Raw genomic sequence first — 17,282 nt, forward strand, 5'->3', positions numbered from 1 at the left:
CCCATGGCCAACGAACCCCCGCCGACCGCCCCGTCCGGGATCGAGGAGGCGATCGGAAAGGTCGAAGATCTCTACCGTGCGGTGACCGGAAATCCTCCCCCGAGCGAGAGTTACTCGGCGCCGATCCCCGTCGAGCGCGATCCGACCCGTTTCGTCGAGGAACAGGTGGATCGGCTCCTCTCGATCCTCTCCCCGCCGGAACAGGAACCCTCCAGCTTCGCCTGGAGCCCGCCGGTTTCCGTCTGGGAGAACGAGAAGGAATTCGTCGTGAGCGTCGATCTGGCGGGTGTCGCCCGCAACGACGTCGAAGTGAAGATGCAGGACAACCGCCTCACGATCAGCGGGCGGCGTCCGGCGGCGTTTTCGAACGACCACCGTCTGCGCGCGAGCGAGAGGCCGTTCGGACCGTTCCAGCGAACCGTCCTCCTTCCCCCCGCGCTCCGGGCCCGCGAAGAGAGCGTTCCGATCGAGGCGCGGCTGCGGGACGGTGAGCTGGAGATCCGCGTGACGAAGGAGGGAACCGCCGCGGAGGGACCTAAGAAGATTCCGGTGAATTGAGGCCGTCTTTCGGCCCCTGAGCGGCTTCGAGGCGATCTTCGAAGGGGGTGCGCGCGCCGCCCCCTTTTTTCCGGTCGGACCGACGAGGCCAGCCGTGCCCGCTTTCCCGAGAGGAATGGATTTCGCCCTTTTGGGCGAAAGCAGGGGGCCGTGATTCGGGGAGTGGATTCCCGCTTTCGCGGGAATGACAACGGTCGCTTTGCCTGCCGGAGCCGCACGCGGCTCTCTCGAATGTCATTCCCGCGGAAGCGGGAATCCAGTCTTACATCCAGATCTCCTCGCCGAAAACCAGGGTCGCCGCCTGGTCGAGGTCGCCGACGAAGCGGACGATCTCACCGACGATCGGCCTCGGGACCTGCGGCGTGCGCAGCAGCTCTTCCCGGTTCCCTTCGGGCAGCAGGAGGGCGCGCAGGTTGCGATTGCAGGCGCCCCGCACCTTGTATTCCGGCTCGCCGACGGCGCGGACGACCTGGACGTCGTGGGCGTCCGCGATCAGGATGCCGCTGGACGCGACGTCCTGCGGGAGCGCGCGGTCGAGGAAGACCGAAAGGAAGGCGAGCGCGGTCGGAAGGCCGGCCGAGAGGCCTCCCGAGGGCTCGTCTTCCTTCGTCACCTTGTACGCGTACGCGTATTCGAAGAGATCGGCGGTCTGCTGGGGGAACTTCGCGAGCGCGTATTCGCGGACGGAGACGAAGGTGTTGCGCACGCCCTGCGCCATGTCCGGGGTGACGTTGCCGAGGATCTCCTCGAGGAAGCCGCCGCGGCTCGCGGTCGCGGGCCTGCGCTGCGCCCAGATCTCGTGGATCAGTCCCTTGGCCGCGCCGACGAAATGATAGACGGAAGCGGCGAGCGCGCGCCCGACCGCGTTGCGCCGGCGCGCCGCCGCCGCGTCGAGCGCGTCGGCTTTTCCGGAGCATCTCGCTTCTTCCGCGGCGTCGCCGCGCAGCCGGTGCAGGGCGGCGAGCGCCCGCCAGTAGCTGGCGCGAAGCGGAAACTCGTGGACGGCCCGCCGGAGGATCTCCGCCGCGCGATCGGTCCGCGCGGGGTCGGCGAAGAAGGCTTCGACGGCCGGCGCCTGCGCCGCCTCCGCGAGGAGCCACGTGATCACCCGCAGCTGGTCCGGATCGCCGTCGAGCGACTCGAGATAGAGCGCCGCCGCCTCCTCCGGTTCTCCTTCCATCCGAAGGAGGTCGGCCCGATATCGGAGATCGAGCGGCGCGGAGGAGCGGGCGAGGAGAGCCTCGGCCTCGCGCCGGTTGCCGTCCCGCGCCAGCGCGAGCGCCCGCTCGCGGTCGTTCGATCCCTCGCCGCCGTCCCGTTCCGGAAAGGCGATCGAGACGAGGCGGTCGAGCGGGATGTAGCGCCGCGCCGCCGCTTCGAGGACGACCGCCCGCTGCGGCCGGTGCATGCGGCGGCGGAACACTTCGAGAAACCGGTCTTCGGCGGCGGCGGTCTCGGGCGAGCCGAGCGCGCGATAGAGGAGCGCGAGCCGGCCGACGTTGACGATCCTCTCCTCGTGGCGGTCGAGGAACGTCGCGATGTGAACGGCCGCTTCGAGATGCTCCGCGGTCCCGAGCCGTTCGTAGACCCGCGAGAGCGCGAGCGCGCGGTCGATATCGCTCTCGAACCCGCGCTCGGTCCCCAGCCGCTCGAGGATCCGGCGGGCCTCCTCGAGATCACCCGTCAGCTCGGCGACCCAGGCCTTGGCGAGGACCGCCGTCTTGTAGAGATCGGGATCCGAGCCGCGGTACTTCGCCGCCAGCCGGTCGCAGGCGGCGCGCGCGTCGTCCGGCCGGCGCGCCGCGAAGAGGCGAAAGACTTCCTCGAGCTCGAGATGGGCCGCGGGCTTGCGCCAGAGCTGGTCTCGTCCGACCGCGATGAACTCGCCGGCGCCGCGTTCGGGGTCCCGCGCGAGGGCGAGCATCGAAGCCAGGCGCAGATGAACCCCTCCGCTCTGCGGAGAGCGCGTCTGGACCTGCGCCCAGCAGGCGACGGCGGCGGAGAGCTCGCCGCGGATGTGCTTGATCTTGCCGAGCAGATCGAGAGTCGTGAGATCTTCGGGACGCTCTTCGAGCAGAGCGGCGACCTCGACTTCCGCGTCGTAGGTCTCGCCGATCTCCACGAGCACCGTCGCGTGCGCGAGACGCGCTTCCCAGAGATCGGTCTCGCCGCCCATCTTCGTTTTCCTATTTTATCGACGCCGAGGCGGCTCGGTGCGTTATAGTGATCGCATGAGCGGCGCGAACATGGCGCGCGCTTCCCGCCCGGAGTCCTTCCCCTGGGAAAACCTCATCGGAAGCTCGGGGGCGATGCGTCCGGTGAAGATCCTCCTCGCCAAGGTCGCGGCGCTGCCCGTGTCGACCGTCCTCCTGATCGGCGAGAGCGGCACCGGAAAGGACCTGATCGCCAAGACGATCCACTTCAACAGCCCGCGCGGGTCGCGTCCGTTCCAGAACGTCACCTGTTCCGCGCTCGCCGAGACGCTCCTCGAGACCGAGCTCTTCGGCCACGAGCGAGGGGCGTTCACGGACGCCAAGCAGCAGAAGAAGGGGCTGTTCGAGCTCGCTCACGGCGGCACGGTGTACCTGGACGAGATCGGCGAGACCTCGCCGTCGCTCCAGGTGAAGCTCCTGCGTTTCCTCGAGGAAAAAGAATTCAAGCGCGTGGGCGGATCGGCCGACATTCGCGTCGACGTGCGGGCCATCGCGGCGACGAACCGGGACCTCAAGGCGGGAATGCGCGAGGGGACCTTTCGCCCCGATCTCTACTATCGGCTGAGCACGATCCTCGTCCGGGTGCCGCCGCTTCGGGAGCGGCGGTCGGACATCCGGCTGCTCGCGGAATCGTTCCTCCGCGGATTCGCGGCGGCGTTCGGGAAGGACGTTCGCGGTCTCTCGCAGCGCGCCGTGTCGCACCTGGAGTCCTACCACTGGCCGGGAAACGTGCGGGAGCTCAAGAACGTCATCGAGCGCGCGGTGCTCCTGTGCGAAGGAGACCTCCTGCGGCGCCACGACTTCCTCGATTTCGACGACGAGCCCGCCTCGCCGGCGTTCAGCCTTCCCGCGGACGGCCTCGACGTCGAGCGCCTCGAGCGCGATCTCCTGGTTCAGGCCCTCGACCGGACCGGCGGCAATCAGACCCGCGCGGGCCAGCTCCTCCGCCTCTCGCGGGATCAGATCCGTTACCGGATCGACAAGTTCGGACTGGCGCGCGAAGCCGAGCCCGTCGCCGACTGAAGCGACTCAGGGCTCCCGGGCGGAGAAGAGGCCGTCGTCGACCGCGACGTTCTGCGTCACCTCTTCGGCCTTGATGGTGTCGGTCCGGTCCGGCGCCGTGTGGCGAATCGTGAACGGCACCTCGACTCCGTCGACCTTCCGGTAATCGGAGTAGTCCGCCTGCTCGGGGATGTCGCCGAGCGCCGTGTGCTGCCTCTGGAGCGTCCGAAGGAGCCGGCCGTTCTCGGCGTCGAACCAGAACGTCTCCCGGCCGCCGGCGGCGTCGCGCGCCATGACGATCCAGGCGTCGCGGCCGTCGATCGGTTGCTTGCCGCGGACCGCGAGGGCGGGAAAGCGGGATTTGAGGTCGCTCGCCGGGAAGAGCCGCGCGCGGGCGCGAATCCGGTCGGCCTCGTCGGGCGGCATCGGCCGGATGCCCTGGCCCGCGCTCGACCAACCCTTCGTTCCGTCGTACGCGATCGTGAACGCGCCCTTCTCGAGCGTCACCGAGCTGCGATATTTCCCCGACGCGGTCAGGGTGATCTCGATGGGATGGCTCTCTCCGTTGGCCGCCGTGAACGTCCCTCGGATCACGCGGGAGGAGATCTTCGCCATCGCGTCCTTGCCGCCGGCCGCGGACACGTACCTCTCGAGGACGGCGTCGACCGAAGGAGCGGCAGCCGCCTCGGACGCCGGCGGGTGCGCCGCGACTGTCGAGAAGAGGGGGGGCATCGAAGCGGGATCCACGGATCCGCGATGGCAGGTCGCGCACGTCACGTCGAGACGTCCCTTGAAGTTCGCCCGGTCGATCTCGCGCATCATCCGGATCATCCCCCGCGCCGTGTTCTTGGCGGCCTTGTCGTCCTTCTCCATCGGCCACGGCCCGTCCTTGGACGTGACGTGGCAGTACGAGCACTTCACGCCGAGCGAATCCGCCATGAACTGCATGGAGGCAACGAGCTGGTCGGACGGCAGGCCCTGGAACACCTGGATGTTCTTGTAGAACTTCTCGGCGGGGACGTCGGCCGACGGCTCGCGTCGCGGGGGCCCGGCCGCGAGCACGACGCCGGCGGCGAGCGGCGCGAGGACCAACAGGGCGGCGATCGGGAGCGGGTTCTGACGCACGATTCCTCCTTCAGGCCGGGGGAGCTTAGCCTCATTCCGGCGAGGCGCGCAATTCTCCGGGAACGACGGGCCGCCGCGTGTAAAATGAGGTCACAGGAAATCAGGAGACAGACACGTCCGGCGCGGGGGGATCTCGGATGATGTTCTTCCACGGGGGCCCGTGGCGCATGGCGCCCGATGAGTGAAGCGGGCCCGCCGGCCTTTTCGGGAGGCGGGCGTTTCGAGATCGTCCGCCGCATCGGCGCGGGCGGCATGGGAGTCGTCTACGAGGCGATCGACAACGAGCGGCGCACGCGCGTCGCGCTCAAGTCGCTCCCCCACGTCGAGGCCGAGGCGCTGCTCCGTTTCAAGCAGGAGTTTCGAAATCTCACCGACGTCACCCACCCGAACCTGGCGGCCCTCTACGAGCTGTTCTCGACCGGCGAGGAATGGTTCTTCTCGATGGAGCTCGTCGAAGGCGTCGACTTCCTGGCCCATCTGGGGAGGCGCAACGAGGGGGACGTCGAGACGACCGACCGGGTCGTCCCGCCCTCCGAGATCTCCCGCACGCCGACGCAGGCGTTCTTCGCCGGCGTTCCCGAGGAGAAGGCTCCCCCGGCGCGCTCGAAGGGATCGGCGTCGCCGCTCCCCGCCGCGCAGGTTCCGCTTCTGCGGGACGCGCTCCGCCAGCTCGTGGAAGGACTGACCGCGCTGCATGACGCCGGGAAGATGCATCGGGACATCAAGCCCTCCAACGTGCTCGTGGCGCGGGACGGGAGGGTCGTGATCCTCGACTTCGGCCTGACCTCCGGGCTCCAGGACGAGCGCGACCGGCCCGAGAATCGGGCGTTCATCTCCGGGACCGCGGGCTACATGGCGCCCGAGCAGAGCGCGGGCCGGCCGCTCACCGCCGCCTGCGACTGGTACGCCGTGGGGGCGATGCTCTACGAGGCGCTCACCGGCCGGCTGCCGCACCGCGGGACCGTGCGGGAGGTCCTCCTCGCGAAACAGGTCCGCGATCCGCCGCCGCCGTCGGAGATCGTCGCGGGGATTCCCGGCGATCTCGACGACCTCTGCCGGCGGCTCCTGCGTCTCGAGCCGTCGGATCGCCCCGGCGGCCGGGAGATCCTCGCCCTGCTCGAAGCGCGCCGCTCGACGGATCCGGGGCTCGTCCGGGCGGAAGCTCCGGCGCGGCCCCCGTTCGTGGGCCGCCAGCGCCAGCTCGGCATCCTGCACGCGGGGTTCGAGCGCGTGCGCGAAGGGCGCCCGACGGCGATCTTCGTCCACGGCCGGTCGGGCGCCGGAAAGAGCTATCTCGTCCAGGAGTTCCTCGATGCGATCCAGGAGCATGACGGCGCGCTGACTCTCCGCGGCCGCTGTTACGAGGCGGAATGGGTGCCCTACAAGGGGATCGACAGCCTCGTCGACGACCTGAGCCAGTTCCTCGAAGGGCTTCCGAAGTCCGAGGTCGCCGCCGTCCTCCCGCGGGACGTGCGGGCGCTCGTGCGCATCTTTCCCGTGCTTCGCCGGATCGAGGCGATCGAGGAAGCTCCCGGACGCGAGGCGGAGATCCCGAACCAGCAGGAGCTCCGCCGGCGCGCGTTCCGGGCGTTGAAGGAGCTTTTGGCGCGCCTCGGGGACCGTCGCCCGCTGGTGCTCGCGATCGACGATCTCCAGTGGGGAGATCTCGACAGCGCCGCGCTTCTCGGCGAGCTCCTCCGCCCGCCGGATCCGCCGATCCTGCTCCTCCTCGGCATCTACCGGAGCGAGTACGCGGAGGCGAGCCCGAGCCTGCAGCGTCTCCTCGCGGGCCCTCCCGAAGGGACGGCGGACGTGGCGCGCCGCACCCTCGAGGTCGACCCGCTCACGGAGGAAGAGGCGCGGGCGCTCGCACTCGAGATGCTCGGCGAGGACACCCCGCGCCAGCACCGCCTCGCCGAGGAGATCGCCCGGGAGTCGGGCGGCATCCCGTATTTCGTGCACGAGCTGGTGCAGTACGTCCGCGAGGGAGCCGAGCTCGTCCGACCCGGCGCCGCCGAGCCATCGATCTCGCTCGAAGAGGTCCTGCGCCGGCGTCTCGACGCGCTTCCGGGAGAAACGCGCCGGCTCCTCGAGATCATCTCGGTCTCGGGACGGCCGCTCCGCCAGGGGGACGCCTATCGCGCGGCGGCCATGCCGTCGGCCGACGTCGGGGCGCTCACGTTTCTGCGGAAGGGGCACATGGTCCGGAGCACGGGTCCCTCCGATCGCGACAGCGTCGAGACGTATCACGACCGGATCCGGGAGGCGGTCGTCGCCCAGCTCGCGCCTTCCGAGCGCTCGGAGCGCCATCGGACCCTCGCCGTCGCCCTGGAGAGCGCGGGCGGCTACGATCCCGAGACGCTCGCCATCCACCTCGCGGAGGCGGGGGAACGCGAACGCGCGGGCGCGTACTACGCGCAGGCCGCCGCCGCGGCGGCCGAGACCCTCGCCTTCGAGCGCGCCGCGAACCTCTATCGCCTGTCTCTCTCCCTGCGGCCGGCCGCGGGCGAGGAAGGGCGAAAGCTCCGAACGGCCCTCGGCGACGCCCTCGCCAATGCCGGCCGCGGCGCGGAAGCCGCGGGCGTGTACCGCGAGGCGGAGGCCCAGGCCGGCCCGGCCGACGCGCTCGAGCTGCTCCGGCGCGCGGCCTACCAGTACTGCGTCAGCGGGCACGTCCGCGAGGGCCGCGCGGCGATGCGCGAGCTCCTCGGCCGCATGGGAATGACGCTTCCCGAGAAGCCCGGCGCGGTCCTCGTCTCTCTTCTGGCGCGCCGCGCGCGCCTGCGCCTGCGCGGACTCTCGTTTCGGGAGCGGGACGAGCGTGCGATCCCTCCCGAAGTCCTGCGCGAGAGCGACGTGACCTGGTCCGCCTCGGCGGGCCTGTCGATGATCGACATCATCGCCGGCGCGTCGTTCCAGACGCGCAACCTGATTCTCGCGCTGCGCGCCGGAGAGCCCGCGCGGATCGCGCGCGCTCTGGCGTGGGAGGCGGCGCACAGCTCCAACGACGGGAGCCCGGGGTGGAAGCGCACCCGGAAGCTCCTCGACGCGGCGGACGGCCTCGCGCGCCGGGTCGGGAACCCGCATCCGATCGCCATGGCCACGATGGCGCGGGGCGTGGCGGAGTTCACGATGGGCCGATGGGCGGCCGCCGTGCCGCTCCTGGGAGAGGCGGAGTCGATCCTTCGCGACCGGTGCACGGGCGTGACGTGGGAGCTCGACACCGCGCACACCTTCTCCCTGTGGGCCCTCGTCTACCAGGGCAAGTTCGCCGAAATGAGCGGGCGCGCGGCGCAGCTGGCGCGCGAAGCCGAGGAGCGCGGCGACCTCTACGTTCAGACGAACCTCGGCACGTTCATGCAGCCCCACGCGCGGCTGGCGGCCGACGATCCCGAGGGGGCACGGGCGGCGGTGCGACGTTCTCTCGAGATGTGGTCGGCGGAGGGCTTTCATCTCCAGGACCTGACCGCTCTCATGAGCGACACGCTGATCGACCTCTACGAAGGCCGTGGCGGCGCCGCGTGGAATCGCATCTCGGGGCAGTGGGTCGCGGTGAAGCGTTCGCAGATGCTCCGGATCCAGGTGTTGAGGATCGTGCTCCGCCATTTTCGCGGGCGGAGCGCGCTCGCGGCGGCGCTCGCGGCGGCCGATCCTCGTCCGTCGATCCGGGCCGCGCTGTCCGACGCGCGCCGGATCGCCCGCGAAGGGATTCCGTGGGCGGCGCCCATGGCGGCGTCGCTCCGCGCCGGAGCGGCGGCGCTCGCGGGGGATCGTGTTTCCGCGGCCGCGCTTCTCTCGGCCGCAGCGGCGGGGTTCGACGAGGCGGGCATGCTGAGCTACGCGTCCGCCGCGCGCCGGCGGCTCGGCGAGATCGAAAAAGGCGAAGAGGGCGCGCGAATGGTCGAGCGGGCGGACGGCGAGCTCCGCGCGCAGGGCGTCGAGAACCCCGCGAAGATGACGCGCATGCACGTCACGGGGTTTCCGGATTGAGCGGGACCGCCGTCGGGGCCGTCGGCACGTACCGCAGCGACTGCGCGGTCGTGGGTTTTCCTCTCGACGACGTCCGCGCGATGCTGCCGCGGGGCGTCACACTCGGGCCCCAGACGCTCGCGCCCCGCGGAGAACATCCGCTGCTCTTCATGTTCGGCCGCCACAGCGGCGTGCATCCGGCGATCCTTCCGATCCGGGGCGGGTCGTACCACGAAATGATCACGGCGGTGCCGTTCCTGGATTACACGCGCGCCGCCCAACGGCGGGCGAAGGACTCGTACCGGGGCGAATACTCCTTCATGCCGCGCCTCTATCTCGACGACTGGATCTTCGTGATGCTCGGATGGGTCTACGGCTACGACAAGGTGCGCGCGCGCATCGACGAGACGGCGGGCGAGTACCGCGTGGCTTCGCTGCTCTCCGGGCGGCCGATCGTTTCCGGCCGCTTCGACCCGCGGGGAAAGCCGGGGCCGGTTTCCGACTTCCCGAACTTCGCCGCGGTGGCTCCGGCGTTTTGCCAGCCGTTTCTCGGGAAGCTCTTCTTCGGACCGATCCTCTGCTCGATCATGACCTTCGAGCTGGAGAAGGCGATCCTCCGGCCGATCGAGGCACGGATCGACGTCGAAGACGCGTATCTCCCGGGAATGCCGGCGAAGGACTTCCGGGTGCCCGGGATCGACGCTTCGCCGCTCGGCGCCTTCCACATCGAGGTTCCCTGGACGCTTTCGTATCCGATGGCCTGTTCGTGCCTCCCGGCCGCCGGAAGTGAGAGGACATGAAGAAGATCGCGATTCTCGGCGGCGGTCTCGGCGCGATGACCGCGGCTTACGGCCTGACCTCCCGTCCGGGCTGGCGGGACGATTTCGAGATCACCGTCTACCAGATGGGATGGCGGCTGGGCGGCAAGGGCGCGAGCGGCCGAAACGCGGCGCACGGGGAACGGATCGAGGAGCACGGGCTGCACATCTGGATGGGCTTTTACGAGAACGCCTTCCGGACGATGCGCGCGTGCTACGAGGAGCTCGGGCGGCCGAAGGGCGCGCCGCTCGCGACCGTCGACGAAGCCTTCCGGCCTCACAGCCTCGCGATGCTGTGCGAGTTCGTCGGCGGCCGCTGGGTCGAGTGGCCGATCGAAATGCCGGTCAACGGCGGGGTGCCGGGAGAGGGCGGCGCGCTTCCCACGGCATGGGAGTACGTCGAGATGCTCCTCCGGTGGCTCGTCCAGTCGCTCGTCGGGCCGCGGCACGAGGAAGAGGTCGAGAAGATCCTCCGCGGGTTCCCCGGCGGCGGCGAGCCGGCGCCCGTGTCGGGCGACGCGGTCGATTTCGTCCGCGCGAATGCGACCTCGAAGGCGTGCGCCGCGGGAGACGACCACGCCTGCCGCTGGCTCGCGTGGCTCGTCGAGCATCTGCATTTCGCGCACGCCCGGGTCCGGTCGATGCCGGCTCCCGAGAACCACCGGCCGGGCGACCGGGAGACCCTGATCTCGGCCCTCGACGGCTTCATCGGGCGGCTCTTTTCCTCCGCGCTCGCGCTCGCCGAGCGCGACGACGGCATTCGCCGGCTCGTCCTCCTCGCCGATCTCGGGATCGCGGCGATCCGCGGGATCCTGCGGGACGGCGTTCTCGACCGCGGGTTCGTCTCGATCGACGATTTCGAATTCCGCGCCTGGCTCGCGCGGCACGGCGCGTCGCAGACGACGCTCGCCTCCGCGCCCGTGCGGGAGATCTACGACCTCTGCTTCGCGTACGAGAATGGGGACCTCGCGCGGCCGAACATCGCCGCCGGGACCGCTCTCGAGATCGCTCTCCGGATTGCCTTCACCTACAAGGGCGCCGTCATGTTCAAGATGGCGGCGGGGATGGGAGACACCGTTTTCACCCCGTTCTACGACGTCCTCCGGCGGCGCGGGGTGAAGTTCGAGTTCTTCCACCAGGTCGAAAAGCTCGCGCTCTCGGCGGACCGGCGCTCGGTCGCAACGATCCGCGTGGCCCGCCAGGCGAGCCTCGCTCCCGGGATCTCCGGGTATCAGCCCCTTCGAAACGTCAAGGGGCTCGACTGCTGGCCGAGCGAGCCCGACTACGGCCAGCTCGCGCAGGGAGAGGAGCTCCGCCGGCGCGGGATCGACCTCGAGTCGCGCTGGAACGGGTGGCCGCCGGTCGAGACGCGCGAGCTCCGCCGGGGGACGGACTTCGATCTCGTCGTGCTCGGTATATCGCTCGGCGCGCTGCCGGAGATCGGCGCCGAGCTCGTCGAGGCGAGCTCCGCGTGGAAGGACCTGGTCGGCGCCGTCGGAACGGTCCAGACGCAGGCGGCGCAGCTCTGGCTGCGTCCGGAGCTTTCCGCGCTCGGGTGCGCGCAGCCCGGCGTCGTCGCCGGGACGTATGCCGAGCCCCTCGACACGTGGGCCGACATGAGCGAGCTCCTTCCCCGGGAGGACTGGCCGGCCGACGGCCCCCGCACGATCCTCTACTTTTGCGGCCCGAAGCCCGGCGGGTCCGGGCCGCCGCCGTCGGACACGTCCTACCCCGCCGCGCAAGAGGAGCGCGTGCTCCAGACGGCGCAGACGTGGCTCGAGAGCGCGGCCGGGCCGATCCTCCCGAAGGCCTTCGCCGTCGGCAACCCGGCCGGCCTCGACTGGACGCTGCTCTACGGGACGGGCGCGGCGTCGAGCTGCGCGAATGATGACGTTGCGTCGAGCCGCGCGACTGACGTCGCGGCGAGCGACGCACCGGACGAGGCGCCGAGCCGCGCACCTGACGTCGCGACCGGCCGCGCCGCGCTCGAGTCACAGTACACGCGCGCGAACATCGACCCTTCGGAGCTGTACGTGCAGTCGCTCGCCGGAAGCACGAAGCGCCGGCTTCGCGCCGACGGCTCCGGGTTCGAGAACCTCTATCTGGCGGGGGACTGGGTCAGGACGGGATTGAACGCCGGTTGCGTCGAAGCCGCCGTGATGGCGGGGCTCGCGGCGTCGCGGGCCATCGGCGGTTGGCCCGCGGAAATCGTCGGCTGGAACCCGGACGAAAAGGAAACGGAGAAGAAATGACGGATGCCGATTCCGGAAAAAAGAAGATCGCCGTGCTGGGCGGCGGATGCGGCGCGCTCTCCGCCGTTTGGGCGCTGACCGAGCTCCCGGGCTGGGAAGAGAAGTACGAGATCACCGTCCACCAGATCGGCTGGCGGCTGGGCGGCAAGTGCGCGAGCGGGCGAAATCTCCCGGCGGGAGGAAGGATCGAGGAGCACGGGCTTCACGTGTGGGCCGGCTTCTACGAGAACGGCTTCCGAATGATGCAGCGGGCCTACGGGGCGCTTGCGCCGGACCCGGAGAACCCGATCCGCGGATGGCAGGACGCGTTCAAGAAGCACAGCGAGGTCATGATCTACGAGCAGGTCGGCGGCCGCTGGGTCGACTGGCCGATGACGTTCCCGGAAAACGCCGCCGTTCCCGGGACGGGCGGCGAGATCCCGTCGCTCTGGGACTACGTCCAGCTCATCCTCGACTGGATCATCCAGCAGCTCGAATCCGGATCGACCGAGGCGATCGCGGCGCACGCGCCCGTCCCGGGAACGCCCACGCTCTGGCAGCGCATCGAGCGGTTCGTCGTCCGCGGTTTCGAGCGGGCGGGCCTGCGCGAGATCCTCGCGCAAGAGCACGAGCCGGGGACGCCGCCGCCGCTCGCGTCCCATTCCGCCCACGACATCCTCGTGACCGCGAAGAAGTTCGCCGGCACGCTCGATCCCGATCCGGCGCGGCACCTCGCGCGAGACCACCACGACCTGCTCTATCTCGTCGACGAGGCCGAGCAGCGCCTGGCCGAGCGGCGCGCGGCGGCGCCGGAGGACGACGGGCTCCGGCGAATCGCGCTCCTCCTCAATCTGGCGCACGCGACGATCCGGGGGATGATCGTCGACGGCGTCATCTTTTTCGGTTTTCACGTCATCGACGGGATCGACTGGCGGCAGTGGCTCGGCAAGCACGGCGCGGCGCCCGAGACGATCGACTCCGCCCTGGTGCGCGGCATCTACGACTACGTGTTCGGGTTCTTCAAGGGCCGGGCCGCCGACCCGCAGCTCGAAGCCGGCACCGCCATGCACGGCGTGCTCCGCCTCTTCTTCACCTTCAAGGGGGCGCTCTTCTGGGAGATGCAGGCCGGCATGGGCGACATCGTCTTCGCTCCGCTCTACCGCGTTCTGAAGGATCGCGGCGTCCGGTTCGCCTTCTTCCACAAGGTCACGAACCTCGCCCTGTCGACCGACGGGACGGCGATCGCCCGAATCGACCTCCTGGAGCAGGCGCATCCGAATCAGGGCGACTACGACCCGCTGATCCGGGTCAAGGGCGTCCCGGCGTGGCCGTCGGAGCCTCTGTACGGTCAGCTCGCGGAAGGGAGGGCGCTCCAGGAGGGGAAGATCAACCTCGAGTCAGCCTGGACTCCCTGGACCGGAAAACCCGCCTCTCTGGAAGCGGGGAAGGATTTCGACGCGGTGATCCTCGGCCTTTCGCTCGCCGCCGTGCGCGACGCGGCGCCCGAGATCCTCGCCGCCGGCGGTCCGCTCGCGAAGATGCTCACGCAGGTGCAGACGGTCCAGACCGCGGCGCTCCAGCTCTGGTTCTCGGGCGATGCCGCGGGCATCGGCGCGACGGCGACGCCCCGCATCTGCTCCGCCTACGCGCAGGACCTGAACACATGGGCCGACATGAGCTTCCTGCTGCCGCGCGAGGACTGGCCGGCGGGATCCGCTCCCGGCTTCCTCGCGTACCTGTGCGGCGAGTTCCCGGACGCGGACGTGATCCCGCCCTTCTCCGATCCGACGTTTCCCGGGCAGGAGCTCGACCGATTCACGAATTCTGCGGCGGCCTGGCTCGAGCAGAACGCCGGGCGCATCTGGACGCGGACCGGCCCGGCCGCCGGGGGCTTCGACTGGAGCGCTCTCTTCGATCCGGCGGGAGGAAGCGGCGAGGCGCGTCTCCTCGCGCAGTACCGGCGCGTCAACATCGACCCGACCGAACGCTACGTGCTCTCGCTTCCCGGCACGTCGCGCTATCGCCTGCGCGCGGGCGACTCCGGGTACGCCAACCTCTTTCTCGCCGGCGACTGGGTGAAGACGTCGATCAACGCCGGCTGCGTCGAGGCCGCGGTCATGGCGGGCATGGACGCGGCCTCCGCGCTCTCGGGCGTGCGGATCCCCGTCATCGGAGGGCTCTCGTGACGGGACGCAAGAAAGTCGCGATCCTCGGCGGCGGCTGCGGCGCGATGACGGCCGCTTACTACCTGTCGAGCACTCCGGAGCTGCGGGAAAAGCTCGAGGTCACCGTGTACCAGATGGGGTGGCGGCTCGGCGGAAAGGGCGCGAGCGGAAGGAACGCGGCGTATTTCGAGCGGATCGAGGAGCACGGCCTCCACGTCTGGGGCGGCTTCTATTACAACGCCTTCCACCTGATGCAGGAGACGTACGGCGCCCTCGATCGCCCTCCGGATTGCCCGCTCCGCACCTGGACGGACGCCTTTCACCCGCACAACTACGTCGTCTGGACCGAGTGGATCGACGGCCGTTGGATCGACTGGCCGGTCGAGGCCCCGGCCACGGACGGGATCCCCGGGGAAGGAGGGGAGTTCCCGACGGTCTGGGAGTACGTCGAGATGATGGTCGGCTGGCTCCGCGACATCATCGAAGGCTTCCCGCATCCCGCCGTCCGCGATGCGGCCCAGGACCCGGCGGCCGGGGCGCCGATCGGCGCGAACGTGCGCGCGGGCCTCCATGCCGCGGGCCCGTCCGTCTCCGCGGCGATCGACGGCCGGCCGGCGTCGCTCCTCGAAGCGGCGCAGGCGAAGGCGCACGATCTCGCCTCGCGCCCGGCCCATAGCCACCGCGCGATCGAGCACCACGCGGTCGCGAGGCTCGTCGCGTCGTTCCACGACTGGATCGAACGCGAGTGGATGGACGAGATCCTCTCGAGCAGCGCGGCGCGCCGCCTCTACATCCTCGCCGACTGCCTCGTCGCGATGGTCCGGGGGATCGCCGTGGACGGAGTCCTCTTCGACGGCTTCATGGCCGTCGACGAGTACGATTTCGCCGAGTGGCTCGGGCGGCACGGCGCTTCCGATCTCGCGCTGCAGTCGGCGCCGCTGCGCGGCTACTACGACTATTTCTTCGCCTACGAGGGAGGAGATCCCGCGTGTCCGCGGATGAGCGCGGGGATGGCCCTGCCCCATCTCCTGCGGCTGATCGGGGCCTACAAGGGCGGGCTCTTCTGGAAAATGCAGTCGGGAATGGGAGACGCCGTCTTCGCCCCGCTCTACGAGCTCTGCCGGCGAAACGGAGTCCGGTTCGAGTTCTTCCGGCGCGTGACCGGTCTCATCCCTTCGGAGGACGGGCGATCGATCGACCGGATCGTGATGGCGCGGCAGGTCGATCTGTGCGTGCCCGAGTACGACCCGCTCGTCCGCCCGGCGAACCTCCCGAGCTGGCCGTCGGCGCCGCTCGTCGAGCAGATCGATCCCGCGCAGGCGCGCGAGCTCGAGGAGCGGCACGCCAACCTCGAGGATCCCTGGACCGACTGGGACGACGTCGGCGTCGTCGAGCTCGTCGCGGGCCGCGACTTCGACGCCGCGGTGCTCGGAATCTCGATCGGCGCGTTTCCGTCGATCTGCCGGGCGCTCTCGGCGCAGCGCCCGGAGTGGCGCGAGATGATCGACCGGCTCTCGACGATCCAGACGCAGGCGCTGCAGCTCTGGTGGAAGCCGGACGTCGCGGAGCTCGGCTGGCAGGGAGGCAACGCGACCGGCACCGGCTACGGCCAGCCGCTCGAGAGCTGGTCCGACATGTCGGGCGTGATTCCGCGGGAGCTCTGGCCGCCGCAGGAACGGCCCGGCGCGATCGTCTACTTCTGCGGGCCGATGAAGACGCCGGAGACGCTGCCGCACGGGAAGGACCCGGCGTTCGGAAGAGGGCAGAGCGACGCCGCGTGGAGGAACGCCGCCGATTGGTGCGCCTCCTGCGTCGGGCATCTCTACCCCGGCGCGGTCGATCCGGCCGATCCGGGCCGGCTGCGCTTCGATCTGCTCGTCGATCCGTCGGGCGTCTAAGGCCCCGAGCGGTTCGCGCACCAGTACGCGCGCGCCAACTACACGCCGAGCGAGCGATACGTGCTCGATCTCCCCGGGACCAACCGGTACCGGCTCGAGGCGGACACGTCGGGATACGACAACCTCGCGCTCGCGGGAGACTGGATCTTCACGGGGCTGGGCGGCGCGGTCGAGTCCGCGGTGATGGCGGGAATGCAGGCCGCGCGGGCGCTCGCCGGCGTCCCGCGAAAGATCGTCGGAGAAGAGAAGAGCCCGTGGCGCCGCAAGGCGACGCTCGCGCGGCTCGTGTGAGCGAGGAGGACACGATGCACGGTCGAACCCCGCGGCTCCCGTTCCGGACGGCCCTGGCGATCGCGCTTCTCGCGGCCGCGAGCACGGCCCGGGGGGGAGGATGGAAGCTGGAGGTCATGGGGGCGAAGCAGCTCGAGACGAGCTACGCCGGAAACGCCGCTTCGGCGGAGGACGCGTCGACCGTGTGGTTCAACCCGGCGGGGATGACGGAGCTCTCGTCCAAGTGGACGGCGACCGTGGCGGTGCCTGTGATCGACCTCTCGATCGACACCCGCGACGACGGGTCGAGGAGCATCCTGGGCCAGCCGCTCACGGGCCCTCGGACGACCGGCGCCGGCAAAGTCGTCGTCGTGCCGAGCTTCTACGCGGTCCGACGGGTGGGAGACGCCGTCTGGGCCGGGATCGGTTTCAACACGCCGTTTGGGCTCGGAACGAACTACGACGAGAGCTGGCGCGGCCGCTACCAGGCGACCGAGACGACCCTGCTCGTCTACAACCTCAATCCGTCGCTCGCTTGGCGCCTCGACGACCATTGGTCCGTCGGCGGCGGCGTCGACGTCCAGTACTCGCGCGGCGTCTTCTCTGAGATGATCGACTTCGGGTCCTTCGGCGCGGCGTCCGGTCTCGGTCTCGCTCCGCAGCAGGACGACGGGAAGGTGCGGATCGGCGGAACCGCGTGGGCCGTCGGTTTCGACCTCGGGACGCTCTGGAAGCCCTGCGCGTCGACGAAGATCGGCCTCGCGTTCCATTCGAAGACCGTCCACGACATCTCGGGCTCGGCGCATTTCCGGGTGCCGGAGGACGCCGCGCCGCTGACCGGCAACGGCGCGGTCTTCCAGAACACGAACGCGGACGCCCCGCTCCCGATGCCCGCCTCCGTGTCGCTCTCGGCCGATCAGGGAGTTTCGCGGAATCTCGCGCTTCTCGCCGACGTGACGTGGACGCAGTGGAGCGCGCTCCGGCGCATCACGATCGACTTCGACAACCCGAACCAGCCCCGCATCGCGCAGCC

Annotated in this window: 11 protein-coding genes; 9 read left to right on the forward strand and 2 right to left on the reverse strand. The window is 70.1% G+C overall.

All coding sequences use genetic code 11. From position 1 onward, the window contains the following. Nucleotides 1-3 precede the first annotated feature (3 nt). On the forward strand, nt 4-558 hold the full coding sequence (locus VKH46_14150; GenBank protein HKB71986.1) for an Hsp20/alpha crystallin family protein: 555 nt from the start codon (nt 4-6) through the stop codon (nt 556-558). Between the two features lie 262 nt (nt 559-820). On the opposite strand, the gene VKH46_14155 is transcribed toward VKH46_14150, so the two are convergent. Beyond that, a complete protein-coding gene (locus VKH46_14155; GenBank protein HKB71987.1) occupies nt 821-2,734 on the reverse strand; it encodes a hypothetical protein in 1,914 nt (637 codons plus the stop codon). A 55-nt stretch (nt 2,735-2,789) separates the two neighbouring features. On the opposite strand from VKH46_14155, the gene VKH46_14160 reads away from it, so the two are divergent. Then, entirely contained in the window at nt 2,790-3,794 is a 1,005-nt protein-coding gene (locus VKH46_14160) for a sigma 54-interacting transcriptional regulator (GenBank protein ID HKB71988.1), read from the forward strand. A gap of 6 nt (nt 3,795-3,800) precedes the next feature. Here the strand turns inward: VKH46_14160 and VKH46_14165 are convergent, their stop codons facing one another. After that, nucleotides 3,801-4,898, reverse strand: a complete 1,098-nt coding sequence (locus tag VKH46_14165) for a c-type cytochrome (GenBank protein ID HKB71989.1) — start codon at nt 4,896-4,898, stop codon at nt 3,801-3,803. A 177-nt stretch (nt 4,899-5,075) separates the two neighbouring features. Between VKH46_14165 and VKH46_14170 the strand changes: the two genes are divergently transcribed. The 7 genes from VKH46_14170 to VKH46_14200 all read left to right on the forward strand — a co-directional run. Then, on the forward strand, nt 5,076-8,888 hold the full coding sequence (locus VKH46_14170; GenBank protein HKB71990.1) for an AAA family ATPase: 3,813 nt from the start codon (nt 5,076-5,078) through the stop codon (nt 8,886-8,888). Next, the gene (locus VKH46_14175) at nt 8,885-9,667 is read left to right on the forward strand and encodes a hypothetical protein (protein ID HKB71991.1); all 783 of its coding nucleotides are present in this window, start codon (nt 8,885-8,887) and stop codon (nt 9,665-9,667) included. The genes VKH46_14170 and VKH46_14175 overlap by 4 nt, the downstream gene beginning before the upstream one ends. Continuing rightward, nucleotides 9,664-11,937, forward strand: a complete 2,274-nt coding sequence (locus VKH46_14180) for an NAD(P)-binding protein (GenBank protein ID HKB71992.1) — start codon at nt 9,664-9,666, stop codon at nt 11,935-11,937. Before VKH46_14175 ends, VKH46_14180 begins: the two co-directional genes overlap by 4 nt. Next, complete coding sequence (locus VKH46_14185; GenBank protein ID HKB71993.1) at nt 11,934-14,102, forward strand: NAD(P)-binding protein; 2,169 nt, start codon at nt 11,934-11,936, stop codon at nt 14,100-14,102. The genes VKH46_14180 and VKH46_14185 overlap by 4 nt, the downstream gene beginning before the upstream one ends. Then, complete coding sequence (locus VKH46_14190) at nt 14,099-15,979, forward strand: NAD(P)-binding protein (protein HKB71994.1); 1,881 nt, start codon at nt 14,099-14,101, stop codon at nt 15,977-15,979. Before VKH46_14185 ends, VKH46_14190 begins: the two co-directional genes overlap by 4 nt. A gap of 60 nt (nt 15,980-16,039) precedes the next feature. Next, the gene (locus tag VKH46_14195) at nt 16,040-16,270 is read left to right on the forward strand and encodes an FAD-dependent oxidoreductase (GenBank protein HKB71995.1); all 231 of its coding nucleotides are present in this window, start codon (nt 16,040-16,042) and stop codon (nt 16,268-16,270) included. 14 nt (nt 16,271-16,284) lie between these two features. Beyond that, a partial coding sequence (locus VKH46_14200) for an outer membrane protein transport protein (GenBank protein HKB71996.1) occupies nt 16,285-17,282 on the forward strand: 998 nt, incomplete at its 3' end.

The sequence above is a fragment of the Thermoanaerobaculia bacterium genome, assembly GCA_035260525.1.
Lineage (GTDB): Bacteria > Acidobacteriota > Thermoanaerobaculia > UBA5066 > DATFVB01 > DATFVB01.